We start from the raw sequence: 21,416 nt of genomic DNA, 5'->3' as shown, positions 1-21,416 counted from the left end.
AGTCGTTGCTGTATTACGAGTTTAATGCTGCACTGATACTCAATCAACACAGGATGCTGTTTGCTGAGGTATACTTAGCTCAAAATAGGTTCGATTAGAGCATTAAAGGATTTTTGTGAGTCAAACTCAGTCAAGTTGGCATCTTTATCATCGCTTACTAGGGTATGTAAAACCTTATTGGCATGGCTTTCTCTTTAGTTTCATTGGCTATGCGATTTATGGGGCCTCTCAGGCTGCTTCTGCAAAGTGGTTAGAGATGGTCGTTAATTCAGTTGAGTCTGGCAGATTTGATCAGCGCTACCTACTTGCAGCTATGGTCGTTGCTATTTTTGCAGGAAGAGGTCTGGGGACCTTTGTCGGCTCTTACTGTATTGCCTATATCGCCAGACAGACGATTCATGGTTTGAGAGTCGATCTTTTCAATACCTTACAAAAACTCCCCACAGCATTCTACTCTGCGAGCTCCAGTGGCCAGATCTTGGCCAAGATGACCTATAACGTTGAGCAGGTGACCGAAGCTGTGACTGACGCTGTTAAGGTCGGACTTCGAGAAGGGATGACCGTTATTGGCTTGTTTGGCTACATGCTTTACCTAAACTGGAAGCTCACTCTGATTTTTGTCGCTGCTGCACCTCTAATCGGGGTGGTCGTTATGATTGCTTCAAAGCGTATGAGAAGACAGTCACGCAAAATTCAGGAGTCGGTGGCGGACATTACTGATGCCGCATCTGAAGCCGTTAAAGGTTACCAAGTTGTTAGGGTGTTTGGCGGTTCAGAGTTTGAAAAGCAGAGGTTTTTTCAGGCGAGTGATTTGAATCGACGCCAGTTCATGAAATTGGTGGTTACCCAGTCTATTAATACCCCGATCGTTCAAGTGCTTGTTGCGATAGCTTTAGCGGCACTGATGTTCATTGCGATGCACCCAGATGTCATGTCAGGAATGAGTACAGGTGGTTTTGTAGCCTTTCTTACCGCTGCAGGCTTAATTACTAAGCCCCTTCGATTGCTCACCGATGTGAATACCAAGATTCAACGCGGTATTGCCGCCTCAGAAGGTGTTTTTGCGGTGATGGATGAACCGGTTGAGGTCGATACCGGATCGATTGAGCTTAGTCGAGCGGTTGGTGATCTTAAATTCTCGGATTTAAGCTTTGCTTATCCTGGGGCTCAGGATGATGCGCTCAAGCAGATTAATTTGGATATTCCTGCAGGAACGACCGTTGCGTTGGTCGGTAAGTCTGGCTCGGGTAAATCTACAATGGTCAGTCTGTTACCTCGTTTTAATGATGGTTGGCGTGGTGAGCTGTTACTGGATGGCCAAGCAATTGAGTCCTGTACGCTAGAGTCGTTACGTGAGCAGATTGCGTTAGTTAACCAGCAAGTTGTACTTTTTAACGGCACGATCGCTGACAATATTGCATACGGTGCGTTAGCATCATCTTCTTCAGAACAGATTAAAATGGCAGCAGAGGCAGCGCATGTCATGGAGTTTGTTGAGCGACTGCCCAAAGGTCTTGAAACAGAGATTGGCGAGGGTGGCGTGCTTCTCTCAGGTGGTCAGCGTCAGCGTATTGCGATCGCTCGCGCTATTTTGAAAAATGCACCTATCCTGATTCTTGATGAGGCAACCTCGGCACTGGATACAGAGTCGGAACGACACATCCAGGAAGCACTCGATGAGGTCGTAAAGGGGCGTACAACGCTTATCATTGCACATCGCCTCTCTACCATTGAAAAAGCTGATCTGATCGTCGTAATGGATCAGGGTCAAATAGTGGAGCGCGGTACTCATGCAGAGCTATTGGCTTTGAATGGGGCTTATGCTCAGCTTCACCGCATGCAGTTTAGTGAGCAGCTAGATGGCTAGGCTGCTCTATTCCGCGCTTTATACTCTGTTACTGCCTCTGTTCGTTTTTCGCCTGTTAGTTCGTAGCTTTAAAGCCCCTGCCTATCTACAGCGTTTGATTGAACGTTTTGGCATTCAGCAGAAAACACCAGGCAAGCCGATTTGGATTCACGCGGTTTCTGTTGGTGAAACCATTGCGATTAGCCCGCTTGTTGAGAGGCTCTTGGATCAGGGCGAATCGGTCCTTTTCACAACGACCACACCAACGGGAGCGGCACAGGTAAAACAGCGTTTTGGCGGGCTAGTCGAGCACCGTTACCTGCCATGGGATCTACGGATCTTCTTTACACTGTTTTTCGGAGCTCACTCTCCAAAATTACTGCTTATTGTTGAGACAGAGATTTGGCCGAATCTTTTGTCAGCTACATCAATTCGAAATATTCCCATCGTTCTGGCTAATGCCCGCTTGTCCGAAAAATCATTGAAGGGCTATAAGCGTTTTTCAGGGTTAACTCAGCAAGCGCTGAATTCGATAAGACTTTTGCTGGCCCAACATGAAGCGGATGCAGAAAGGTTTAAGAGCTTGGGTATGCCAGAGGATCGACTGCTGGTTTCTGGTAGTATCAAATTCGATATCGATCTTCCTGAAGATCAGATTCAAATAGGTAAAGCGTGGAAAGCTGCTTTTGCCCGCAAAGTGCTAGTGGCTGCCAGTACCCATCAGGGTGAGGATAAGATTTTGTTGGATGCTTGGCGTGTCATTCCACAAGATCAGCGTCCGGTACTCATTCTCGTACCCCGCCATCCAGAGCGTTTTGACTCTGTTTATCAGTTGGCTAAAGACTATTCCGATCATGTAAGTAAGCGATCACTATCTACGGCCGATAGCAATATCGATATATGGATTGGTGATTCGCTGGGTGAGATGTTTGCTTACTACTCAGCTGCGGATCTAGCCTTCGTCGGTGGAAGCTTCTCTGGTACAGGAGGGCACAACCCGCTAGAGCCGGCCGCACTTGGTTTGCCAATTGTCATGGGGCCAAGTGATTATAACTTCCACTCGATTATCTCGACGCTGAAACGTGAAGGTGCATTGGTGCAGGTGCAAGGCGAACAAGAATTGGCTGAGCAGATTAGGGTTTTGCTCGGCAATGATAACTACGTAATGTCTAAAGCGGGCATCAGGGTGGTAGAAAAAAATAGAGGCGCTATGGAGCGCCTCTATCAACAGGTTCAAAGTTTAATCACTAATTAACCGTAGTAGGACTTAAACCAGGCTATAAACTTCTCTACACCCTCTTCAATCGGTGTGTTGGGCTGGTATCCAGTGTCGCACATCAGAGCGGCTACATCTGCATAGGTATGCTCAACATCGCCAGGTTGTAGAGGCAGTAACTCCTTCTCGGTTGTTTTTCCTAACGCCTTCTCAATGCACTCAATGTAGTAGAGTAGCTCTACAGGCTGGCTATTGCCGATGTTGTAGATGCGCCAAGGCGCTTTTGATGTTGCTGGATCAGGATCTAAGCCAGACCACTCCGGATTGGGTTGAGCTACATTATCCAGTGTGCGCACTACGCCTTGTACGATGTCATCGATGTAGGTGAAGTCGCGGCGGTGCTTACCGTAGTTAAACACCTTCAGTGGTTTGTCTTCCGTAATCGCTTTTGCGAAAAGAATTGGCGACATATCTGGACGACCCCAAGGACCGTAGACAGTAAAGAAGCGCAGGCCAGTAGTCGGTAAGTTGTAGAGTTGACTGTAACTATGAGCCATCGCTTCGTTAGCCTTTTTGGAGGCGGCATACAGCGAAACTGGGTGGTCGACATTATTATTTTCGCTGAACGGAATGGTCTCGTTTGCACCGTATACTGAGCTTGATGATGCGTAAACCAAGTGCTCCACTTGATTGTGGCGACAACCTTCAAGAATATTTAGAAATCCAACAAGGTTGGAATCTGCATAAGCATGCGGGTTCTCAATGGAGTAACGAACACCCGCTTGCGCCGCTAAATGAACAACACGATCAAACTTCTCTTCTGCAAATAAATTAGCCAGTCCATCACGATCTGCGATGTCGAGTTTTATAAAGCGGAAGTTCGATAGGGGTTCCAATTGAGAGAGACGCGCCTCTTTCAAACTCACTTCGTAATAGTCATTAAGATTATCGATACCAATAACCTCATCACCGCGATTGCATAGCCACTGACTGACGTGAAAACCAATAAAACCGGCCGCACCTGTAACAAGTATTTTCATTAATTAGATCTCAGATAGGTCGAGCTGCTCGTCGGTTTGATCGACGAATGCAGCCATTAGATGAGTTCGTAGCAACGAGCCGTCCGAGTCTAAAACCCAAGCCTGTTGAGCTTCATCGTAGTCAAAATGCAGACCTTGTGTGCGGGTTGCTAGCCAAAGCTGCTTTACTGGAGGCTGGCGCGTTAGGATAATTTGGCTTCGGTCAGGGCACTTAATCGTCATCATCGCGCCGTTATTGTCATAGTCCAAATCGGACTCCGCATGGTCTAACAGCTCTTCGAGTGCGTTGAGGGTCTCTTCAACACGCTCTAAATAGATCGCATCACTCATTGTCTAACCTCCTGTAAACATTGATTTCATTATACTGATTTCCGCAGCTTTGTCCGTGCTAAATAGGCCTTTCGTGGTCGCCTACAAGCCTATTATCAGGGTATACTCTGGCTTTAATTTTATTGATCAAAACCCGACACATTAAGGGTTGGTCGTAATTGGAGTGGATTATGCGAATGTTCTTTGCACTGGTGTTCTGTTGTGCACTCGTTGGATGCGGTCAGAAGGGCCCATTGTCGATGCCGGGTGCTGAAACTTCGCAGCAATCAAACTCTTAAGAGAGAAAAAATGGAAAGTTTTGAATACCGCGACGGTCAACTGTTTGCGGAAGACGTCTCTGTTGCAGAGATCGCAAATGCGGTTGGCACGCCCGCCTATGTTTACTCGCGTGATGCCCTTGAGCGAGGCTATTTGGCTTATGCTGACGCGTTAGCAGGGCGCGATGCACTGGTCTGCTTTGCGGTTAAATCTAACTCCAACCTGGCTGTGTTAAATGTATTGGCTAAGTTGGGAGCAGGTTTTGATATTGTCTCTCAGGGCGAATTAGAGCGTGTGCTTTTGGCGGGTGCGGATCCTTCCAAAGTGGTCTTTTCTGGTGTTGGCAAGCAAGCTGCAGAGATCGCTCGTGCGCTAGAGGTTGGCATCCACTGTTTCAATATCGAGTCTGAATCGGAGCTGCAACGTGTTAATGCGGTCGCTGCTGAGTTAGGCAAGGTGGCCGATGTCTCATTCCGTGTGAATCCAGATGTCGATGCGGGCACTCACCCATATATCTCAACAGGCCTAAAAGAGAACAAGTTTGGCATTGCCATTGATTCTGCGCTTGAGGTTTATCAGCGAGCGGCTCAGCTTTCAAACGTTAAAGTGGTTGGCGTTGATTGCCACATCGGTTCGCAGTTGACTGAAATCGATCCCTTCCTCGATGCGCTCGATCGCCTATTAGCATTGATCGATCGATTGGCGGAAGCGGGCATCCTGATCGAACACCTCGACCTTGGCGGTGGCTTAGGGGTTTGTTACACCGACGAGACACCACCAGAGCCCAAAGATTACATCGATGCCATCATTGATCGTTTGGGTGATCGTCAGCTTAAGTTAGTGTTTGAGCCGGGCCGTTCGATCTCTGCGAACGCGGGAATTCTACTCACCAAGGTTGAGTTCCTTAAGCGTAATGAAGAGAAGAACTTTGCCATTATCGATGCGGCAATGAACGATCTGATTCGCCCGTCGCTATACAGCGCTTACCAAGAGATTATTCCAGCTCAGCTAGAGTCATCCGCGGAAGAGGCCGTTTGGGATCTTGTCGGCCCGATTTGTGAAACCGGCGACTTCCTTGGCAAAGATCGTAAGTTGGCACTGACTCCAGGTGATCTATTAGCAGTCTGCTCGGCAGGCGCATACGGCTTTGTCATGGCTTCTAACTACAACACCCGTGGCCGTGCCGCTGAGGTGATGGTGGATGATGCGCGCTTCCAAGTGGTTCGTGAGCGTGAGCAGTTTGCTGATCTTGTGCGCGGTGAATCATTGCTGTCAGAGGAAGGCTGATGCTACTGCGATTCACTAAGATGCATGGCTTGGGCAATGACTTTATGGTCATTGACGCCATCTCACAACGCGTCCGTTTCAACGCGGACCTTGTGCGTCAACTTTCGGATCGTAATTTTGGTGTCGGTTTTGATCAGATGTTGTTGGTCGAACCACCATCCGATCCGGATATGGATTTTCGTTACCGTATCTTTAATGCTGATGGCAGTGAAGTTGAGCACTGTGGCAACGGCGCTCGCTGCTTTGCGCGATTTGTTCGCGATAAAGGGTTGGTGTTGCGAGATACCATTAAGGTGCAAACAGCACGTGGTCGAGCGGTGTTGAACATTGTGGGTCGTGATCTGGTTGAAGTTGATATGGGTGCTCCAGAGTTGGATCCGGTCGAAGTGCCTACCAGCTTCACAGAGAAGAGCACGACCTACTCGACCCAACTGGCTTCAGGTGAAACTGTTGAGTTTGGTGCTGTCTCCATGGGGAACCCTCATGCTGTCTTGGTCGTTGATTCCATTGAAAGCGCGCCGGTTGAGAGCTGGGGGCCAGAGCTGGAATCTCATGCTGTCTTCCCTAACCGTGCCAATATCGGATTTATGGAAGTCATCTCTAAGAATGAGGTGAATCTTCGTGTCTATGAGCGCGGTGCAGGTGAAACTCAAGCGTGTGGTACTGGAGCTTGTGCTGCCGTCGTGTCAGGTCGTTTGCGTGGCCTTCTCGATAGCAAAGTCACCGTTCATTTGCCTGGAGGTGATCTTGAGATTGAGTGGTTAGGTGAAGGGCACTCCGTCAATATGACTGGTCCCGTAAGTTCGGTGTATGAAGGGCAGATCTACCTATGAGCCAACCGCTAGATGAAAACCAAGTTGCAGAGTGGCTTGCACAGAATCCCAGTTTTTTTGAGAACCATACCTGGTTACTTGAGAAATTGACGGTACCTCATCAGAGAGGTTCGGCGGTCTCCTTGGTTGAACGTCAAACCAGCATGCTGCGAGAAAAAGCCAATACGCTCGAGATTCACCTATCGGATATGATTGAAGCGGCGCGTCATAATGATGGGCAGTTCGGAAAGACTAAGCGGATGGTTCTGTCACTGCTAGAGGCAGACAGCTTTGATGAAGTCAGCATTGCACTAGAGGAGAGCTTATGTGGCGACTTCAGTGGCGATGAGGTGGAGCTAATCCTCTTCTCAGATACGGAGCTCGACGTTAACTCACTAAGGGTGTTGCCGCGCAGTCAAACGTCAATTGTTCAGCCGTTGATTGACTCATCAAACCCGGTATGCGGACAGTTATCAGATCAGATGACCCGTTTCCTATTCAGAAACCCTCAAAAGCCCGTTGGCTCCTGCGCTGTGGTACCTCTAGTGAAGGGCGAATCTTTAGGTCTTCTGGTGATTGGCTCATACGACGCCAACTACTTCCAGTCTACGCAAGGAACGCTATTTTTGGCGTATATCGGCGAAGTTCTAAGCAGAATCCTTGCGCGTTTGATGAATATTCGAGGCTAGCATGGGTTGCTCGGATAGCGATTTAGAATTTCGCTTTACCGAGCACCTCCGTGTCGAGCGTCAGCTATCCGATAAAACAGTCTTCAACTATCAGCGCGATCTTCAACGTTTTCGAGAGACGCTGCAACTGATTGAATTCACCAGTTGGCTCGAGCTCTCTGAGCGCCCTCTGCGTTACGCTGTAGCCGAGCTGCACTCTGAGGGTCTGTCGGGCCGATCGTTGCAACGAATGCTGTCTGCACTTCGTAGCTTTTATCGATATCTGAATCAGCAATCGATCTGCGAACATAATCCCGCTCTGGCCATTAAAGCGCCGAAAGCTCCTCGCCGTCTTCCACAAACACTGAGTTCTGAGACCTTGAATGACGTGTTAGATACGCCACAAGATGATCCCTTAAAGATTCGTGATCTAGCCATGATGGAGCTGCTCTATTCCAGTGGGCTGCGCGTATCGGAGCTGGTTGGTATTAATTTAAGTGATATCGATTTGGGTTCAGGCTCCGTCATCGTTGAAGGTAAGGGTCGCAAAATGCGCCAAGTTCCAGTGGGCGGTGCGGCTCTGCAAGCCATTCAACTTTGGCTAAAGGAGCGCTTGGCGCTAGCTGATTACAATGAAGAGGCCCTGTTTGTCGGGAAGCTAGGCAAGCGTCTCTCATCCCGCAGCGTCGAGAAACGTTTGAAAGAGCTTGGTGAACAGTCGGGTGTCGCAGGAAATTTATATCCACACCGGCTGCGTCACAGCTTCGCGACTGAGATGCTCGCCGGTTCTGGTGACCTTCGTGCTGTACAAGAGTTATTAGGTCACGCCGATATCAGTACGACTCAGATCTATACACATCTAGACTTCAAGCAACTTAAATCGATCTATCAAAATTCACACCCAAGGGCTAAGCGACGTGAAAAAAATTAAGTGTGTCACCTTCGATCTCGACGATACCTTATGGGCCGTCCACCCGGTTGTGATTAAAGCGAACGATCTATTGTGGGAGTGGCTAGAACGCGAGGTTCCAGCTTACACAGAGCGATATTCACTCAGTGATCTTGCCGAAGGGTCAGCACTGCGTCGCTCTCTACTTGAGCGCTATCCAGAAATTGCTCACAGCATGACAGAAACGCGTATACGTCTGCTTGAAGAGGGGATGGTCTCAGTGGGGCTTACCCAACAAGAGGCAGAATCAAAAGCGGCGGCAGCTTTTGATCTGTTTTTACATCATCGCCACGCGGTCACGCCCTACGACCAGGTGATCGATATGTTGCAGCAACTTAAAGATCAAGGGTTGCTGATTGGTGCACTGAGTAACGGTAATGCTGAGGTGGCTAAAACACCCTTAGCTCAGTGGTTCGACTTTCAATTTAATGCCGACGGGGTGGGTACTGCGAAGCCCCATCCTCTGATGTTTGAGAAGGCTTTAGAGTTTGCTTCGGTCAAGGCTGATGAGGTGGTTCATGTGGGTGATCACCCGATTAATGATATTCAGGCGGCTAAAGAGATTGGAATGCATACCATCTGGGTCAACCCCGAAGGGCTGGAGTGGGCCATTGAGGTGGATGCTGACTGGCACGCTGAGACGATTAGTGAGATCCCTAAGATCGTCGCTAGCCTCAATCGATAAACATCTCTAATAGATCATTCAGGAACAGCTGCCCCTCTTGGGTAGGAGCAATTCTGGTTGGCTCTTCAATTAACATGCCACGTTGACGAGCTTTTGATAGCAGAGGTTCTATACGTTCAATCGAACATCCAGTGCTCTGCTCAAAAAGCTCTGTGGCAACGCCCGATTTCAGGCGCAAGGCGTTGAGCATAAACTCAAAGGGCAGAGCCTCGGATTCTATGATCTCTCTACCTGCAACTGGGTCGATGGCATTCATGTAAGCCTTGGGTTGGCGCTGTTTATGAATACGTTCAATCAGCAGCTGACCTTGCTCCCAGCGGGAAATCTTAGCGTGTGCGCCGGCACCAATACCTAAGTAGTCACCGAACTGCCAGTAGTTGAGGTTGTGTTTTGATTCACCGCCTGGTCGTGCGAAGGCGGAAATCTCATACTGCTCATAACCATGACGTTTTAGCAGTTCACTGCCCTGCTCCTGAATAGCCCATAAGAACTCCTCGATCGGTAGAGAGGGCGGTTTAGCTGCAAACTCTGTGTTGGGCTCAATCGTCAGTTGATACCAAGAGATTTGATCAGGTTCAAACGCGATAGCCTGCTCAAGATCATTCAACGCAGCGTCCGGGGTTTGACCGGGTAGTCCGTGCATCAGATCGATATTGGTCCGTTGAAACAGTTTTGTTGCTGATTGAATGGCTTTAACGGCTTCGCCGCCTGTATGGATTCGGCCAAGAGCTCTCAGCCGATCATCATCAAAGCTCTGCACGCCAATCGACAACCGATTGATGCCCGCATCTGCAAACCCTTCAAACTTCTCTTGTTCAAAAGTCCCAGGGTTTGCTTCCATAGTAATTTCAGCGTCTGGTTCTAGGCTGTAGTTTGATTTAACAGCCTCAAGTAATCTGGCGTAGCTTTCCGGTTTTAGAAGGCTAGGTGTCCCGCCACCGATGAAGATCGAATGTATGGGTCGACCAGACGTTAGGTGTTGCTCGTTTTTTAGTTCTGAAATGAGTCGGTCCAAGTAGAGTGATTCAGGAATCTCATCTCTGACTTGGTGCGAATTGAAGTCACAATATGGACACTTTCGAATGCACCAAGGCACGTGCACATAGAGTGACAGCGGTGGTAGCTTGGCATCCATTTAGGCGAGGAAAGCAGCCAGCTGTTCTGTCAGCTGTGCAACGGCTTTGCCGCGATGGCTGACGGCTTTTTTCTGCTCTGGGGTGAGTTGTGCTGCTGCGCAGTCATACTCAGGTGACCAGAATATAGGATCGTAACCAAAGCCATTCTCCCCTTCAGGTGCACCAAGAATCTTACCTTCCCAGCTGCCCACAGCGATCAGTGGAGTAGGATCATTCTGGTGGCGCATACAGACCAGAACACAGCGAAATCGTGCAGAGCGCTGCTCCGCTTCAAGCTCACCAAGCTCTTGAAGAAGCTTATCTATATTCTGTTGGTCCGAGGCTCCTGGGCCTGCAAAACGAGCAGAGTAGATGCCAGGGGCTCCAGAGAGAGCATCCACCTCAAGGCCTGAGTCATCAGCAATGGCAGGTAAGCCGGTTGCAGCGCAGGCGTTGCGGGCTTTGATGATCGCGTTCTCGACAAAACTTAAACCGGTCTCTTCAGCATCTTCAACACCCAAGTCTCCCTGGGAGACGATCTCAAAATCCAAAGGGGCCAGTATCTTTGAGAACTCCTTGAGTTTGCCCTGGTTACCGCTGGCTAAAACAATCCGCTGGCTCATGCCTACTCCGTGTAGAAGGTTTGGTTGAAGCTAACCTTGATCGGAGCTTGGTTAGGGTCCGGTGTGACCTCGAGCTCGATCGTCATGCGTTCCTCTTCGCTGAAGCGGAACCCGCCAATGTAGTAGATTGCATCGCCTTCAATGATCGGTTTGAATTCGATGGTCTGAATCTGTTGAAGCAAATTACTCGCCTCGCCTTTTATATTGGCACGTACAGCCGTTTTGTCACCGTTCTGCTCAAGTTTGAAAACAGCCACATTGACCAGAGCTCTCACTTTACTGCGCAGGATGCCATTTGCAGCGGCGACTTCAGGGGTAACGAAACTCGAGTTGAAGGCGTTATAGTGCACTTCATAACCACGCTCAATCTGTTTCTGTTCCGCATGACCGGACAGAGCAAATAGCGAAGTGAGTAATAGAACCATTAAAGAACGCATCATTAATCTCAACCTCTAACGTGTGATTCGGTAGATCGCGATTTCACCCATCATGTTGGGCCAGAGCTTATGCCACCAACGCTGGCGGTGCTCATTATCGACTACGGTGCGTTCAATGATTCGGATGTTTCTCTCGATGCAGAGCGCTTCAAAATCTTTAAAGGTACAGAAGTGAATGTTTGGCGTGTCATACCAACTGTAAGAGAGAAACTTGGAGACCGGCATCTTACCGCGAAATGCCAAGTAGAATCGCGCACGCCAGTGGGCAAAGTTAGGGAAGGTGACGATCCCCTCATTACCAATACGCAACATCTCCTCTACGATCAAGTCGGGACGGTGCATGACCTGCAACGCTTGCGTCATAACGACGCTGTCAAAGCTTGAGTCGTCTATGCTGGCAAGACCTTCATCTAAGTTTTTTTCAATGACGTTTACACCGCGAGCAATACAGTGAGTGATATTGTCATGATCGATCTCTAAACCTAAGCCATCAACCTGCTTTTGCTGGGAGAGAAAATCGAGCAGTTCACCGTCACCACAACCCATATCAAGGACGCGCGCCTCGGGTTGAATCCAGTCTGCAATGATCTCTAAATCAGCTCTCATGGGTGACTCCTAGATTGAGTTCATTGGCTACACGGTTCATGTAGGCTCTAAAAACAGCCATGTAACGAGGGCTATCGATTAAGAAGGCGTCGTGTCCGTGATCAGAGTCGATTTCTGCGTAGCTAACATCTTTATTGGCTGCGACCAGTGCATCGGTAATCTCACGCGAGCGCTCGGGAGAGAAGCGCCAGTCTGTTGTAAACGAGACGACGAGAAATTTACAGCTAGCCTGGCTTAATGCTTTTGAAAGATCATCGCCATACTCTGATGCGGGATCAAAGTAATCCAGCGCTTTTGTCATTAACAGGTAGGTATTTGCATCGAACGCCGTCGAAAACTTCTCACCTTGGTATCGAAGGTAACTTTCGACTTGGAATTGAGTATTTAAGTCGAAACTCAGCTCACCCGTGCGCATCTCACGACCAAACTTCTCGGCCATGCCATCATCAGATAGATAGGTGATGTGGCCAATCATTCGAGCCAGTGAGAGCCCTGTTTTGGGAAGGGTTTCGTGATCGTAATAGCGTCCCTCGTGGAACTGAGGGTCTTTCGAAATAGCCTGTCTAGCCACCTCATTGAACGCGATATTCTGTGCCGTTAACTTTGGTGAAGAGGCGATGATTAACGCGTGACCCAGTCTTTCAGGGAAGTCGATTGACCACTGCATAGCCTGCATACCGCCCAAGCTGCCACCCACAATCGCTGCCCAACGTTGGATACCGAAGTGGTCTGCAAGTCGAACCTGACTGTTAACCCAGTCTCGAACGGTTACAAAAGGAAAGTCTGGTCCGTAAGGTTTTCCGGTGTTTGGATCGATGGAAGTCGGGCCTGTCGAGCCGTGACAGCCACCAAGGTTATTCAAGGACACAACAAAAAAGCGATTCGTGTCGATCGGCTTCCCAGGACCAATAGCACTGTCCCACCAGCCAGGGTATTTATCACTCTCTGAATGATATCCCGCCGCATGGTGGTGACCCGATAGTGCATGGCAGATCAAAACCGCATTTGAGCAATCCGCATTAAGTTGCCCGTAGGTCTCAACCATAAGATCGTATTCAGGCAGCACTCGGCCGGAAGCCAAAGAGAGAGGCTCGGCAAAGTGAATCAATTCTGGTGTAACGATACCGACGGAGTCCGTTGGCAAGCTAGCCGGCATTAGGCTATCTCCTGTGCAATGCTGTACGTGAAACAGTATTTAATTCTAGCAAACCACGGGTTCAGTTACATGACCAGACGAGTGATTTGAGATTGTAGAATTTGAATCACTAAAAAGATCAAAATCGGTGATAGATCCAGACCGCCGATAGGTGGAATAACCTTGCGCGCCAAAGAGAACACGGGCTCTGTGATCTGCATAATGAGCTGTGGGCCAGGGTGGTAGCTGTTTGGGGCTACCCAGGAGAGGATCACTGACCCAATAACAGCCCAGAAATAGATGGTGAGAATGCCGTCAAGCACCCCGAATAGGCCAAACAGTGCCGCACCCAGCATGTTGGGGATGTTGCCCTGTGTAAAGAAGATAATCGCGACAACAACAGCCACTTTAACTGCGAAGGCCAATACCAACGGGGAGATGTCTAAACGCCCAATTCTTGGAACCAGTTTCTGCAGTGGAGCCAAAGGAACTTGGGTAAAGCGAACCACCGATTGAGAGATCGGATTGTAATAGTCAGCGCCACTCGCCTGCAGTAAAAAACGCAGAAGCAGAATAAATGCAAAAACTTCACCAATCGTTCGAATGATTAATGTCAGTGTATCGCCAGCCATGTTCAATCCTATAGTTCGCTTAATGATGACAAGTGTTTAAGAGTAGCTGTTTTGCAGCCATTAGTCTTTACCGAGTTGCTCACTCATCTCTGCTGCACGGTTCTTGCAGGCGGTCATTGCTCGTAACACAACCTCGCCCAGTTGATCCTGTTCGAAGCTGTTAATCGCTTGCTCAGTGGTACCGCCTGGGGAGGTGACATTTTTTCGCAACTGGGCCGGTTCAATCCCCGTTTTAGCGGCCATCTCTGCAGCCCCTTTGGCGGTTTGAATGGTTAGTTGACGCGCCGCTTCAGGACTCATGCCGAGCGCTTGTGCCGCTTCAATCATCTTCTCCATCATTAGGAAGAAGTAAGCAGGGCCTGACCCCGAAACTGCAGTTACCTGATCGATGCCCTCTTCAGTATCACACCAGGTAGCAATGCCGACCGCTTCTGCAATTGAAGAGGCTTGAGCTTTCTGCTCATCACTCACTCTAGGGTTGGCAAACAGGCCGCTGGCGCCTAATTTGAGTAGAGATGGCGTGTTCGGCATTGAACGAATCACGGCCAGTTCACCGCCGGCCCAACGCTCCAAAGAGTCGCAGCTAATGCCTGCTGCCACAGAGATTAACAGCGGTTTACGCTGTTGCAGTGTGGGTGCTAACTCAGTCAGTGTATCGCGCATCATCTGCGGCTTAACGGAGATTACAACAATTTCCGAAGCGTTAATCGCGAGATGGTTATCGGTCGTTGTGTGAACGCCACGCTCAGCGAAACTTGCCAACTTATCGAGCTGGCGACGTGTGGCCCATAGCTTGTCGACGGGGTATCCCGTTGCAATTAAGCCCTCAAGGATTGCACCGGCCATGTTGCCTGTACCAATAAATGCGATAGATGGCTGTGCCACACTTTTCTCCTAAAAATTATTTGTTGTAGTTGCGTGGGCCGAATAGAGCCGTACCAATACGAACGATGGTTGCGCCCTCTTCAATGGCGGCATCCAGATCACCCGACATGCCCATTGATAGGGTATCCAGACTGGGTATCGTTTGTTTGATCTCTTCAAACAGAGTTCTCACCTGACAAAAACGCTCTTTTTGTAGTTCAACATCCTCAGTCGCTTCTGGTATAGCCATTAAACCACGCAAGTTTATTTTGGGGAGTTCGGCAATCTGTTTGGCGAGCTCGAGCGCTTCATCTGGAAGGCAGCCAGATTTGCTCTCTTCACAGCTAATATTAACCTGCAAGCAGATGTTTAAGTCCTCGGCATAGTGAGGACGTTGTGCTGACAGGCGCTGTGCAATTTTCAGTCTATCGACGCTATGGACCCAGGCAAACTGCTCTGCGATTGACTTCGTTTTGTTGGATTGAATGGGGCCAATAAAGTGCCATTCGAGATTAAGGGGCTCAAGAGCGGATATTTTATCCAGCGCCTCTTGCAGATAATTTTCACCGAAAGCACGTTGCCCTAAGCGAGCCAGTTCGCTGACCTCATCCACGCTGCGGGTCTTACTGACAGCTAGAAGGCATACCTCTTTTTCAGAACGGTTTGACTCAGCGCAGGCTTTTTCTATCTCGGATCTCACCTTTTTCAGGCTCTCTGCTATGCTAGTCATATGTGTCACTACTCATGAGGTTGATGCGGTCGTTTCCGCTAGGGTGAACTCAACTATGGATATTACCGAACTTTTAGCTTTTGCTGTACAGCAAGGAGCATCCGATCTGCACATTACGGCGGGTATGCCGCCGTTGATCCGTGTCGACGGTGATGTGCGTCGCATCAAACTGCCATCGATGGATCATAAACAGGTCCATGGGTTGCTGTATGACATTATGAATGACAAGCAGCGTAAAGAGTACGAAGAGAAGTTAGAAGTCGATTTCTCCTTTGAAGTGCCACAGCTGGCGCGTTTTCGTGTTAATGGTTTTGTTCAAAACCGCGGAGCGGCAGCGGTATTCCGTACCATCCCCAGTAAAGTGCTGACTATGGATGATCTTGGTATGGGTAAGGTCTTCCAACAGCTCTCAGACCAGCCTAAAGGGTTAGTTTTAGTGACAGGCCCTACCGGTTCCGGTAAGTCGACCACGCTGGCAGCGATGATCGATTACATCAATGACTCTCGATCTGAGCATATATTGACGATTGAGGATCCCATCGAATTTGTACACGAGAGTAAAAAGTGTCTGATTAACCAGCGTGAGGTACATCGAGATACCCTTGGATTTGATGCGGCACTGCGTTCGGCGCTGCGTGAAGACCCCGATGTCATCCTAGTGGGTGAGATGCGTGACCTAGAGACCATTCGTCTTGCGTTGACTGCAGCAGAGACTGGACACTTAGTTTTCGGCACTCTGCATACCACCTCGGCAGCGAAAACCATTGACCGTATCATCGATGTCTTTCCAGCCGCAGAGAAAGATATGGTCCGTTCAATGCTCTCTGAATCGCTGCAGGGCGTTATCTCTCAATCCCTTTTGAAGAAGACAGGCGGCGGTCGAGTCGCAGCTCACGAGATCATGATCGGGACATCTGCCATACGTAACCTGATTCGGGAAGATAAAGTGGCTCAGATGTATTCAGCCATTCAGACGGGTTCCCAGGTGGGTATGAAGACCTTGGATCAGGCCCTTTTAGAGCTGGTTCAAAAAGGCTTTATCACGCCAGAGCAAGCGGCTGCTCGCGCTAAAGACCCTTCGATATTTTAAGTGAGGTAACCCGTGGATTTTACACAGCTATTAAAAGTAATGACCGAGCGCGGTGGTTCAGATCTGTTCATCACTGCGGGTGCACCCCCTTCTATCAAGGTGGACGGCACGATCAAGCCACTGACACGTGAGTCGCTCAACTCATCACAATCACGTGCACTGGTTTACAGTACGATGAGTGACAAGCAGCTGGCCGAATTTGAAGCAACCAATGAGTGTAACTTTGCACTGAGTGTGAACGGTATCGGTCGTTTTCGTGTTAGCGCCTATGTGCAACGAAACACGCCGGGAATGGTGCTGCGTTCTATAGCTAACCACATACCGACTATGGAGGAGCTCAAACTTCCTGAGGTGCTTAAAGATCTCTCGATGACGAAGCGTGGTTTGATCCTATTTGTCGGTGGTACCTCTACCGGTAAATCGACCTCTCTGGCATCAATGATTGATTACCGTAATGAGCATGCTGCGGGGCATATCATTACGGTTGAAGACCCCATTGAGTACATTCACCATCATAAAAAGTCGATCGTGACTCAACGTGAAGTGGGGCTTGATACTGAGTCGTTTGAAGTAGCACTGAAAAACACCTTACGTCAGGCACCAGATGTCATCTTGATGGGTGAAATCCGCTCGGCTGAAACCATGGCGTACGCTCTGGCATTCGCTGAGACCGGCCACCTCTGTTTGGCAACGCTTCATGCTAACAATGCGAACCAAGCCCTTGACCGTATCATCTCGTTCTTTGGCCCTGAGCATCATAATCAGATCTGGATGGATCTATCACTTAACTTGAAAGCGATTGTCGCGCAGCAACTGCTGCCCACTGCGGATGGTAAGGGGCGAAGAGCGGCCATTGAAGTGCTAATCAACACGCCGCTGATTCAGGATCTGATTCGCAAAGGTGAGGTGCACGAGATTAAAGATGTCATCAAGAAATCGAGCAATCTTGGCATGCAGACCTTCGATCAGGCACTGTTTGCGCTCTACAAAGAGGGTGTCATCACTTACGAAGTGGCACTGTCCTTTGCTGACTCGTCAAATGATCTGCGTTTGATGATCAAACTCAGTGATGAGGGGGGTAAGCAAGAAGGTGAGGATCTACCGTCATTTACTCTTCAAGATTCAGACGATACTCTGAATCACTGATTGGTCCATAAATAGGCAAAAAAAGACCCAGCATCGGCTGGGTCTTTTCGTTTTCAGACTATTAACTTAAGCGATGTACTGGCTGACCATTGAGTAGAGTCAGTGTCACACGGCCTTTCAGTTCAGTGTTGATGAACGGGGTATTCTTACCACGAGATTTGAGCGTTTCACTGTTGACCGTCCAGGTCGCTTCTGGATCAAAGACACACACATCTGCATCAGCCCCGACTTCGAGAGAGCCGGCTTCGATGCCTAGCACTTTCGCAGGACCCGCTGTCAATTTTTCAATCAGCTGAGGCAGGGCGATCAACTGCTGCTCTACCAACATTAGGCTCAGCGGTAATAGTGTTTCAAGTCCACTAATGCCTGGTTCAGTCGCCGCGAAAGGTGCTTCTTTTGAAATAGCATCCTGAGGCTGATGATCGGAACAGATGGCATCCAGTGTGTCGGTGACTAAGCCTTGACGCAGTCCCGCACGATCCAGCTGCGAACGCAGCGGTGGGATGACATGGAATAGGCTGTTAAAACCATTAACCTCCTCATCTGTCAGAAGCAGGTTGTGAATCGCCACATCAGCGGTCACATTGAGACCTCGTTCACGGGCACTCTGAATTAATAGAACTGACTGAGCACAGGAAAGCTGGCCGAAGTGAGCCCTTACACCGGTCTCTTCAATCAGAATCAAGCAGCGTGATACCTCTATGGTTTCAGCAGCGGAAGGAATGCCGTTCAAGCCAAGACGAGTGGCGGTGGTGCCTTCGTGCATACAACCCTCGGCAGCCAGTGCTCGATCTTCCGCTTGAAACACTACCAACAGGTCATGTGTGGCCGCGTATTCAAGCGCTCTTAGCATTACACGCGAGCTATCGATCGGGTGACGACCGTTAGTGAAACCGATACAGCCTGAGCTCGCCAGTGCATGCAGTGGCGCAAGCTGCTCGCCTTGCATTGACTGTGTCAGCGCTCCTAGCGGTAGCACTCGTGCCATACCGGCATCGGTTGCACGATCTTGTACCAGTTCAGCAACCGCTGTGCTGTCTACGACCGGTTTGGTGTTAGGTGAGGCTACCAGTGTGGTAATGCCGCCAGCAGCGGCAGCGGCAGTCTCGGATGCGATAGTCCCTTTTTGCGTTAAACCTGGTTCACGCAGATGGGTACATAGATCGATGAGACCGGGGCAGACGATCTGTCCTTCAGCATCAAACTCTTCGTCAGCAGAGAAGCCCTCTGGCGCCTCTCCTATGGCGGCGATGCGTCCTTTGACAATGTAGAGGTCATCAATTCGATCTATATTTTGTGCAGGGTCGATAATGCGCCCGCCGGCAATTTTAATCTGCACTGTTTACTCTCCTGCCTCTAATTTTTTTGCTCTCTCCGCAACCTGGCCACTCATCGCCATCGACATAACGGCCATCCTAACGGCAATGCCGTTGGTGACCTGATTCAGTATCACCGATTTAGGTCCGTCAGCTACGGAGGACGCGATTTCAACGCCTCGGTTAATCGGCCCTGGGTGCATAACGATCGCCTCAGGGTGTGCAAAGGCGAGCTTCTCCTCTGATAGGCCATAGAGTTTGAAGAACTCAGACTCGCTCGGTAACAGAGCGGAGGTCATACGCTCTTTTTGCAGACGAAGCATGATGACGACATCGGCATCACGAAGACCCTGTGCCATGTTGGTAAAAACTTTGACCCCAAGCATCTCGACATTACGCGGTAGCAGTGTACGAGGTGCGATCAGACGAATCTCGGGTACACCGAGAATCCTTAAGGCATGAATCTGTGAGCGAGCTACACGCGAATGAAGTATATCGCCGACGATCGCGACTTTTAGATGCTTAAAGCCACCTTTATGGCGACGAATAGTCATCATATCCAGCATCGCTTGGGTCGGGTGTGCGTGACGACCGTCACCGGCATTGATGATGGCGACGTTGGGTGTGACCTGGCTGGCAATGAAGTGAGCCGCACCGCTATCCGAGTGGCGAACGACAAACATATCCGAATGCATCGCTTCCAAGGTCATCAAGGTGTCTTTTAGCGTCTCCCCTTTTTTTGTGGAGCTGGTGCTGATGTTTAAATTCAGAACGTCAGCCGATAGGCGCTTAGCGGCTAGCTCAAAGGTCGACAATGTACGTGTACTGTTCTCAAAAAAGAGGTTGGCCACGGTTTTACCCCGAAGAAGCGGCACCTTTTTAACCTGCTGCTCACTCATATCCACAAAAGAGTCAGCCGTATCTAGCAGCTCTAATAGCAGTGACTCTGGCAGCCCCTCGATATCTAAAAAGTGCTTTAGCTGGCCATCTTCGGTTAGCTGCGCTTGAGTTGGGTCAGGAAAGTTAAACATGTTCGCTTCCTATTATTTGCTACGCTGACTGATGGTCAGTTCAAGGGGAGATGGGCCTGTTAGCTTTACCTGTTGATCGCTTGATAACGTCAGGGTTCCACCGATGACATCAGCTTGAATCGGCAGTTCGCGGCGTTGTAGGTCAATCAGGGTGACCAGTGTCACAGAGGCTGGACGACCAAAATCGAACAGTTCATTGAGCGCGGCTCTAGCTGTGCGACCACTCATTAACACGTCGTCAACCAAGATAATGTTGCGATCTTCGGTTGCGCTTGGCAGCTTTGAAACCCCTACTTTAGGGTTCAATCCAACGCGAGTGAAATCGTCACGATAGAAGGAGATGTCCAGCACCCCCATCTCATCCTGAATCCCCAGGTGTTGGTGAAGACGTTCAGCCAACCAAACACCGCCACTATGAATGCCAATGATGTACGGGTTATCTAAGCCGCGTGTCTCGATTAACTGCTGTGTGCTGTCACACATTCTTGTTAGGAGCTGTTCAGCGTCCAAAGTTTTACTGGTCATAATAGTCCTCAAGCCTTGCATGGCTTGGTATGCGCTGTTCTTGAAGAAACCAACCTTCTAACATCAATTGAGCGGCGATACCGTCGACAGATTCTGCACCGAAATCGGCTGATCCGCCATTCTCAAGATGAATCGATTTAGCCTCTTGAGATGTTAATCGTTCATCAAAAAGAAAGCAGGGTATTTTAGATCGTTCATGCAGGCGGTTGGCGAATTTTCTCGCTCGTCGCGCCATATCACTGATAGTGCCATCCATGTTCAATGGCAGTCCCACAACGATCGTCTTTGGCTGCCATTCAGCAATAATTTTATCGACTAAACTCCAATCGGGGATGCCATCTTTTGCAGCAATTGGATTTAGAGGTTGGGCGGTGGCTGTTAATGACTGACCAAAGGCAACACCAATTCTGCGTAAGCCAAAATCGAATCCCAGTGCGCTCTCAGTTAACTCAGTCATTGGACCTTAATTATGCGTGCCCCGCCTGTGCGGAGATTAGGTTTAGGTCGACACCCAGAGTAGACGCTGCGGATGAGAGTCTAAATTCGGGTTCAACATCGAACAGTATATCTAAATTTGCGGGTGAGCTTAACCATAGGTTCTGACACATCTCTTCATCGAGCTGCCCCGGTCCCCAGCCCGCATAACCTAAAGCGAACAGATAGTCTTCAGGCCCCTCGCCACGCGAAATGGCCTCTAGAACATCAAGGGATGTGGTTAACGTCAGTTGCTCGGGTAGGTGTAGTGAGGATTTCCAAGCTTGCTCGCCCTGTCTGTGCAGAATAAACCCATGCTCTTCAGAGACCGGTCCGCCTTGGTAAACAGGCTGATAGTTCAAGGGAGAGTTTTCAGGGAGATCGAGCTGATCAAGGATCTCATCCATAGGAATCTCATGCGGCTTATTGACCACAATCCCCATGGCACCCTCTTCATTGTGCTCACAAAGATAGATGAGGCTGTTGCTAAAGTAGTCACTCTCCAGACTGGGCATAGACATCAAGAAGTGGTGCTTGAGTAGGTTGGCATTACTCATCTCTTTCTCCTTTAACAACGTCGAATCTTTTTACACCCTCAGTG

Annotated in this window: 25 protein-coding genes; 10 read left to right on the top strand and 15 right to left on the bottom strand. The window is 49.4% G+C overall.

Features of this window, described 5'->3' with window-relative positions; genetic code table 11:
* Positions 1-115: 115 nt before the first annotated feature.
* Together msbA and waaA are read left to right on the top strand one after the other, a co-directional pair.
* Positions 116-1,867, top strand: a complete 1,752-nt coding sequence (msbA, locus tag XMD579_RS03665) for a lipid A export permease/ATP-binding protein MsbA (RefSeq protein WP_371815171.1) — start codon at positions 116-118, stop codon at positions 1,865-1,867.
* Complete coding sequence (waaA, locus tag XMD579_RS03660; RefSeq protein ID WP_173505839.1) at positions 1,860-3,101, top strand: lipid IV(A) 3-deoxy-D-manno-octulosonic acid transferase; 1,242 nt, start codon at positions 1,860-1,862, stop codon at positions 3,099-3,101. Before msbA ends, waaA begins: the two co-directional genes overlap by 8 nt.
* Here waaA and XMD579_RS03655 read toward each other — a convergent pair.
* Entirely contained in the window at positions 3,098-4,102 is a 1,005-nt protein-coding gene (locus tag XMD579_RS03655) for an NAD-dependent epimerase (RefSeq protein WP_173505838.1), read from the bottom strand. The genes waaA and XMD579_RS03655 overlap by 4 nt on opposite strands.
* Before the next feature lie 3 nt (positions 4,103-4,105).
* Entirely contained in the window at positions 4,106-4,432 is a 327-nt protein-coding gene (gene cyaY, locus XMD579_RS03650) for an iron donor protein CyaY (RefSeq protein WP_173494938.1), read from the bottom strand.
* A gap of 170 nt (positions 4,433-4,602) precedes the next feature.
* Between cyaY and XMD579_RS03645 the strand changes: the two genes are divergently transcribed.
* From XMD579_RS03645 to XMD579_RS03620, 6 genes are read left to right on the top strand one after another with little or no spacing between them, the layout of a single operon-like run.
* A complete protein-coding gene (locus XMD579_RS03645; protein WP_217361965.1) occupies positions 4,603-4,710 on the top strand; it encodes a lipoprotein in 108 nt (35 codons plus the stop codon).
* A 10-nt stretch (positions 4,711-4,720) separates the two neighbouring features.
* On the top strand, positions 4,721-5,977 hold the full coding sequence (lysA, locus tag XMD579_RS03640) for a diaminopimelate decarboxylase (protein ID WP_173494939.1): 1,257 nt from the start codon (positions 4,721-4,723) through the stop codon (positions 5,975-5,977).
* On the top strand, positions 5,977-6,810 hold the full coding sequence (gene dapF / locus XMD579_RS03635) for a diaminopimelate epimerase (RefSeq protein WP_173505837.1): 834 nt from the start codon (positions 5,977-5,979) through the stop codon (positions 6,808-6,810). The genes lysA and dapF overlap by 1 nt, the downstream gene beginning before the upstream one ends.
* Complete coding sequence (locus XMD579_RS03630) at positions 6,807-7,478, top strand: DUF484 family protein (RefSeq protein WP_173505836.1); 672 nt, start codon at positions 6,807-6,809, stop codon at positions 7,476-7,478. The genes dapF and XMD579_RS03630 overlap by 4 nt, the downstream gene beginning before the upstream one ends.
* Before the next feature lies 1 nt (position 7,479).
* Positions 7,480-8,388 carry a tyrosine recombinase XerC gene (xerC, locus tag XMD579_RS03625; protein ID WP_173484400.1) on the top strand — a complete coding sequence of 303 codons (909 nt, stop codon included), beginning with the start codon at positions 7,480-7,482 and terminating at the stop codon, positions 8,386-8,388.
* Positions 8,375-9,091, top strand: a complete 717-nt coding sequence (locus tag XMD579_RS03620; protein ID WP_173482795.1) for an HAD-IA family hydrolase — start codon at positions 8,375-8,377, stop codon at positions 9,089-9,091. The genes xerC and XMD579_RS03620 overlap by 14 nt, the downstream gene beginning before the upstream one ends.
* Here the strand turns inward: XMD579_RS03620 and hemW are convergent.
* The 8 genes from hemW to XMD579_RS03580 all read right to left on the bottom strand — a co-directional run bounded on the left by hemW (position 9,081) and on the right by XMD579_RS03580 (position 15,233).
* Complete coding sequence (gene hemW / locus XMD579_RS03615; protein ID WP_173482794.1) at positions 9,081-10,226, bottom strand: radical SAM family heme chaperone HemW; 1,146 nt, start codon at positions 10,224-10,226, stop codon at positions 9,081-9,083. The two genes, XMD579_RS03620 and hemW, sit on opposite strands and share 11 nt — an antisense overlap.
* Positions 10,227-10,829 (bottom strand): XTP/dITP diphosphatase, encoded by a 603-nt coding sequence (locus XMD579_RS03610; protein WP_173480064.1) that lies wholly within the window; start codon positions 10,827-10,829, stop codon positions 10,227-10,229.
* A gap of 2 nt (positions 10,830-10,831) precedes the next feature.
* Entirely contained in the window at positions 10,832-11,269 is a 438-nt protein-coding gene (locus XMD579_RS03605; RefSeq protein ID WP_173480065.1) for a DUF4426 domain-containing protein, read from the bottom strand.
* A gap of 12 nt (positions 11,270-11,281) precedes the next feature.
* A complete protein-coding gene (gene metW, locus XMD579_RS03600) occupies positions 11,282-11,872 on the bottom strand; it encodes a methionine biosynthesis protein MetW (protein WP_173480066.1) in 591 nt (196 codons plus the stop codon).
* Positions 11,862-13,028, bottom strand: a complete 1,167-nt coding sequence (locus tag XMD579_RS03595) for a homoserine O-acetyltransferase (protein ID WP_173482793.1) — start codon at positions 13,026-13,028, stop codon at positions 11,862-11,864. Before XMD579_RS03595 ends, metW begins: the two co-directional genes overlap by 11 nt.
* A 65-nt stretch (positions 13,029-13,093) precedes the next feature.
* The gene (locus XMD579_RS03590) at positions 13,094-13,639 is read right to left on the bottom strand and encodes a YggT family protein (protein ID WP_173480068.1); all 546 of its coding nucleotides are present in this window, start codon (positions 13,637-13,639) and stop codon (positions 13,094-13,096) included.
* A gap of 60 nt (positions 13,640-13,699) precedes the next feature.
* Positions 13,700-14,524 (bottom strand): pyrroline-5-carboxylate reductase, encoded by an 825-nt coding sequence (gene proC, locus XMD579_RS03585; protein WP_173505835.1) that lies wholly within the window; start codon positions 14,522-14,524, stop codon positions 13,700-13,702.
* Positions 14,525-14,540: 16 nt separating this feature from the next.
* Positions 14,541-15,233: a YggS family pyridoxal phosphate-dependent enzyme gene (locus tag XMD579_RS03580; protein WP_173505834.1), complete on the bottom strand. Its 693-nt coding sequence runs from the start codon at positions 15,231-15,233 to the stop codon at positions 14,541-14,543.
* 55 nt (positions 15,234-15,288) lie between these two features.
* Between XMD579_RS03580 and XMD579_RS03575 the strand changes: the two genes are divergently transcribed.
* Both XMD579_RS03575 and XMD579_RS03570 read left to right on the top strand, forming a co-directional pair.
* Positions 15,289-16,323: a type IV pilus twitching motility protein PilT gene (locus tag XMD579_RS03575; protein WP_173482831.1), complete on the top strand. Its 1,035-nt coding sequence runs from the start codon at positions 15,289-15,291 to the stop codon at positions 16,321-16,323.
* Between the two features lie 12 nt (positions 16,324-16,335).
* Entirely contained in the window at positions 16,336-17,469 is a 1,134-nt protein-coding gene (locus XMD579_RS03570; protein WP_173480071.1) for a PilT/PilU family type 4a pilus ATPase, read from the top strand.
* A gap of 61 nt (positions 17,470-17,530) precedes the next feature.
* On the opposite strand, the gene XMD579_RS03565 is transcribed toward XMD579_RS03570, so the two are convergent.
* The 5 genes from XMD579_RS03565 to XMD579_RS03545 are packed head-to-tail and all read right to left on the bottom strand — an operon-like array spanning position 17,531 to position 21,372.
* Positions 17,531-18,808, bottom strand: a complete 1,278-nt coding sequence (locus XMD579_RS03565; protein ID WP_173480072.1) for a dihydroorotase — start codon at positions 18,806-18,808, stop codon at positions 17,531-17,533.
* 3 nt (positions 18,809-18,811) lie between these two features.
* Positions 18,812-19,816: an aspartate carbamoyltransferase catalytic subunit gene (locus tag XMD579_RS03560; protein WP_173505833.1), complete on the bottom strand. Its 1,005-nt coding sequence runs from the start codon at positions 19,814-19,816 to the stop codon at positions 18,812-18,814.
* 12 nt (positions 19,817-19,828) lie between these two features.
* Complete coding sequence (gene pyrR, locus XMD579_RS03555) at positions 19,829-20,341, bottom strand: bifunctional pyr operon transcriptional regulator/uracil phosphoribosyltransferase PyrR (RefSeq protein WP_173480074.1); 513 nt, start codon at positions 20,339-20,341, stop codon at positions 19,829-19,831.
* Positions 20,331-20,798, bottom strand: a complete 468-nt coding sequence (ruvX, locus tag XMD579_RS03550; protein ID WP_173480075.1) for a Holliday junction resolvase RuvX — start codon at positions 20,796-20,798, stop codon at positions 20,331-20,333. Before ruvX ends, pyrR begins: the two co-directional genes overlap by 11 nt.
* Before the next feature lie 10 nt (positions 20,799-20,808).
* Entirely contained in the window at positions 20,809-21,372 is a 564-nt protein-coding gene (locus XMD579_RS03545; protein WP_173480076.1) for a YqgE/AlgH family protein, read from the bottom strand.
* Positions 21,373-21,416: the final 44 nt, after the last annotated feature.

It is taken from the genome of Marinobacterium sp. xm-d-579 (assembly GCF_013282935.1).
Classification (GTDB): Bacteria; Pseudomonadota; Gammaproteobacteria; order Pseudomonadales; family Balneatricaceae; genus Marinobacterium_E.
The sequence above is the reverse complement of the archived record's forward strand: the minus strand, read 5'-3'. Positions and strand labels throughout refer to the sequence as shown.

Excerpts from the sequence above, each read along its gene's own strand:
- ruvX (WP_173480075.1), bottom strand. The coding sequence starts at position 20,798 with ATGACTGAGTTAACTGAGAGCGCACTGGGATTCGATTTTGGCTTACGC.
- XMD579_RS03575 (WP_173482831.1), top strand. The coding sequence starts at position 15,289 with ATGGATATTACCGAACTTTTAGCTTTTGCTGTACAGCAAGGAGCATCC.
- metW (WP_173480066.1), bottom strand. The coding sequence starts at position 11,872 with ATGAGAGCTGATTTAGAGATCATTGCAGACTGGATTCAACCCGAGGCG.
- XMD579_RS03590 (WP_173480068.1), bottom strand. The coding sequence starts at position 13,639 with ATGGCTGGCGATACACTGACATTAATCATTCGAACGATTGGTGAAGTT.
- XMD579_RS03655 (WP_173505838.1), bottom strand. The coding sequence starts at position 4,102 with ATGAAAATACTTGTTACAGGTGCGGCCGGTTTTATTGGTTTTCACGTC.
- XMD579_RS03595 (WP_173482793.1), bottom strand. The coding sequence starts at position 13,028 with ATGCCGGCTAGCTTGCCAACGGACTCCGTCGGTATCGTTACACCAGAA.
- lysA (WP_173494939.1), top strand. The coding sequence starts at position 4,721 with ATGGAAAGTTTTGAATACCGCGACGGTCAACTGTTTGCGGAAGACGTC.
- hemW (WP_173482794.1), bottom strand. The coding sequence starts at position 10,226 with ATGGATGCCAAGCTACCACCGCTGTCACTCTATGTGCACGTGCCTTGG.
- XMD579_RS03580 (WP_173505834.1), bottom strand. The coding sequence starts at position 15,233 with ATGACTAGCATAGCAGAGAGCCTGAAAAAGGTGAGATCCGAGATAGAA.
- pyrR (WP_173480074.1), bottom strand. The coding sequence starts at position 20,341 with ATGACCAGTAAAACTTTGGACGCTGAACAGCTCCTAACAAGAATGTGT.
- xerC (WP_173484400.1), top strand. The coding sequence starts at position 7,480 with ATGGGTTGCTCGGATAGCGATTTAGAATTTCGCTTTACCGAGCACCTC.
- XMD579_RS03645 (WP_217361965.1), top strand. The coding sequence starts at position 4,603 with ATGCGAATGTTCTTTGCACTGGTGTTCTGTTGTGCACTCGTTGGATGC.
- cyaY (WP_173494938.1), bottom strand. The coding sequence starts at position 4,432 with ATGAGTGATGCGATCTATTTAGAGCGTGTTGAAGAGACCCTCAACGCA.
- XMD579_RS03545 (WP_173480076.1), bottom strand. The coding sequence starts at position 21,372 with ATGAGTAATGCCAACCTACTCAAGCACCACTTCTTGATGTCTATGCCC.
- dapF (WP_173505837.1), top strand. The coding sequence starts at position 5,977 with ATGCTACTGCGATTCACTAAGATGCATGGCTTGGGCAATGACTTTATG.
- XMD579_RS03605 (WP_173480065.1), bottom strand. The coding sequence starts at position 11,269 with ATGATGCGTTCTTTAATGGTTCTATTACTCACTTCGCTATTTGCTCTG.
- XMD579_RS03630 (WP_173505836.1), top strand. The coding sequence starts at position 6,807 with ATGAGCCAACCGCTAGATGAAAACCAAGTTGCAGAGTGGCTTGCACAG.
- XMD579_RS03610 (WP_173480064.1), bottom strand. The coding sequence starts at position 10,829 with ATGAGCCAGCGGATTGTTTTAGCCAGCGGTAACCAGGGCAAACTCAAG.
- XMD579_RS03560 (WP_173505833.1), bottom strand. The coding sequence starts at position 19,816 with ATGTTTAACTTTCCTGACCCAACTCAAGCGCAGCTAACCGAAGATGGC.
- waaA (WP_173505839.1), top strand. The coding sequence starts at position 1,860 with ATGGCTAGGCTGCTCTATTCCGCGCTTTATACTCTGTTACTGCCTCTG.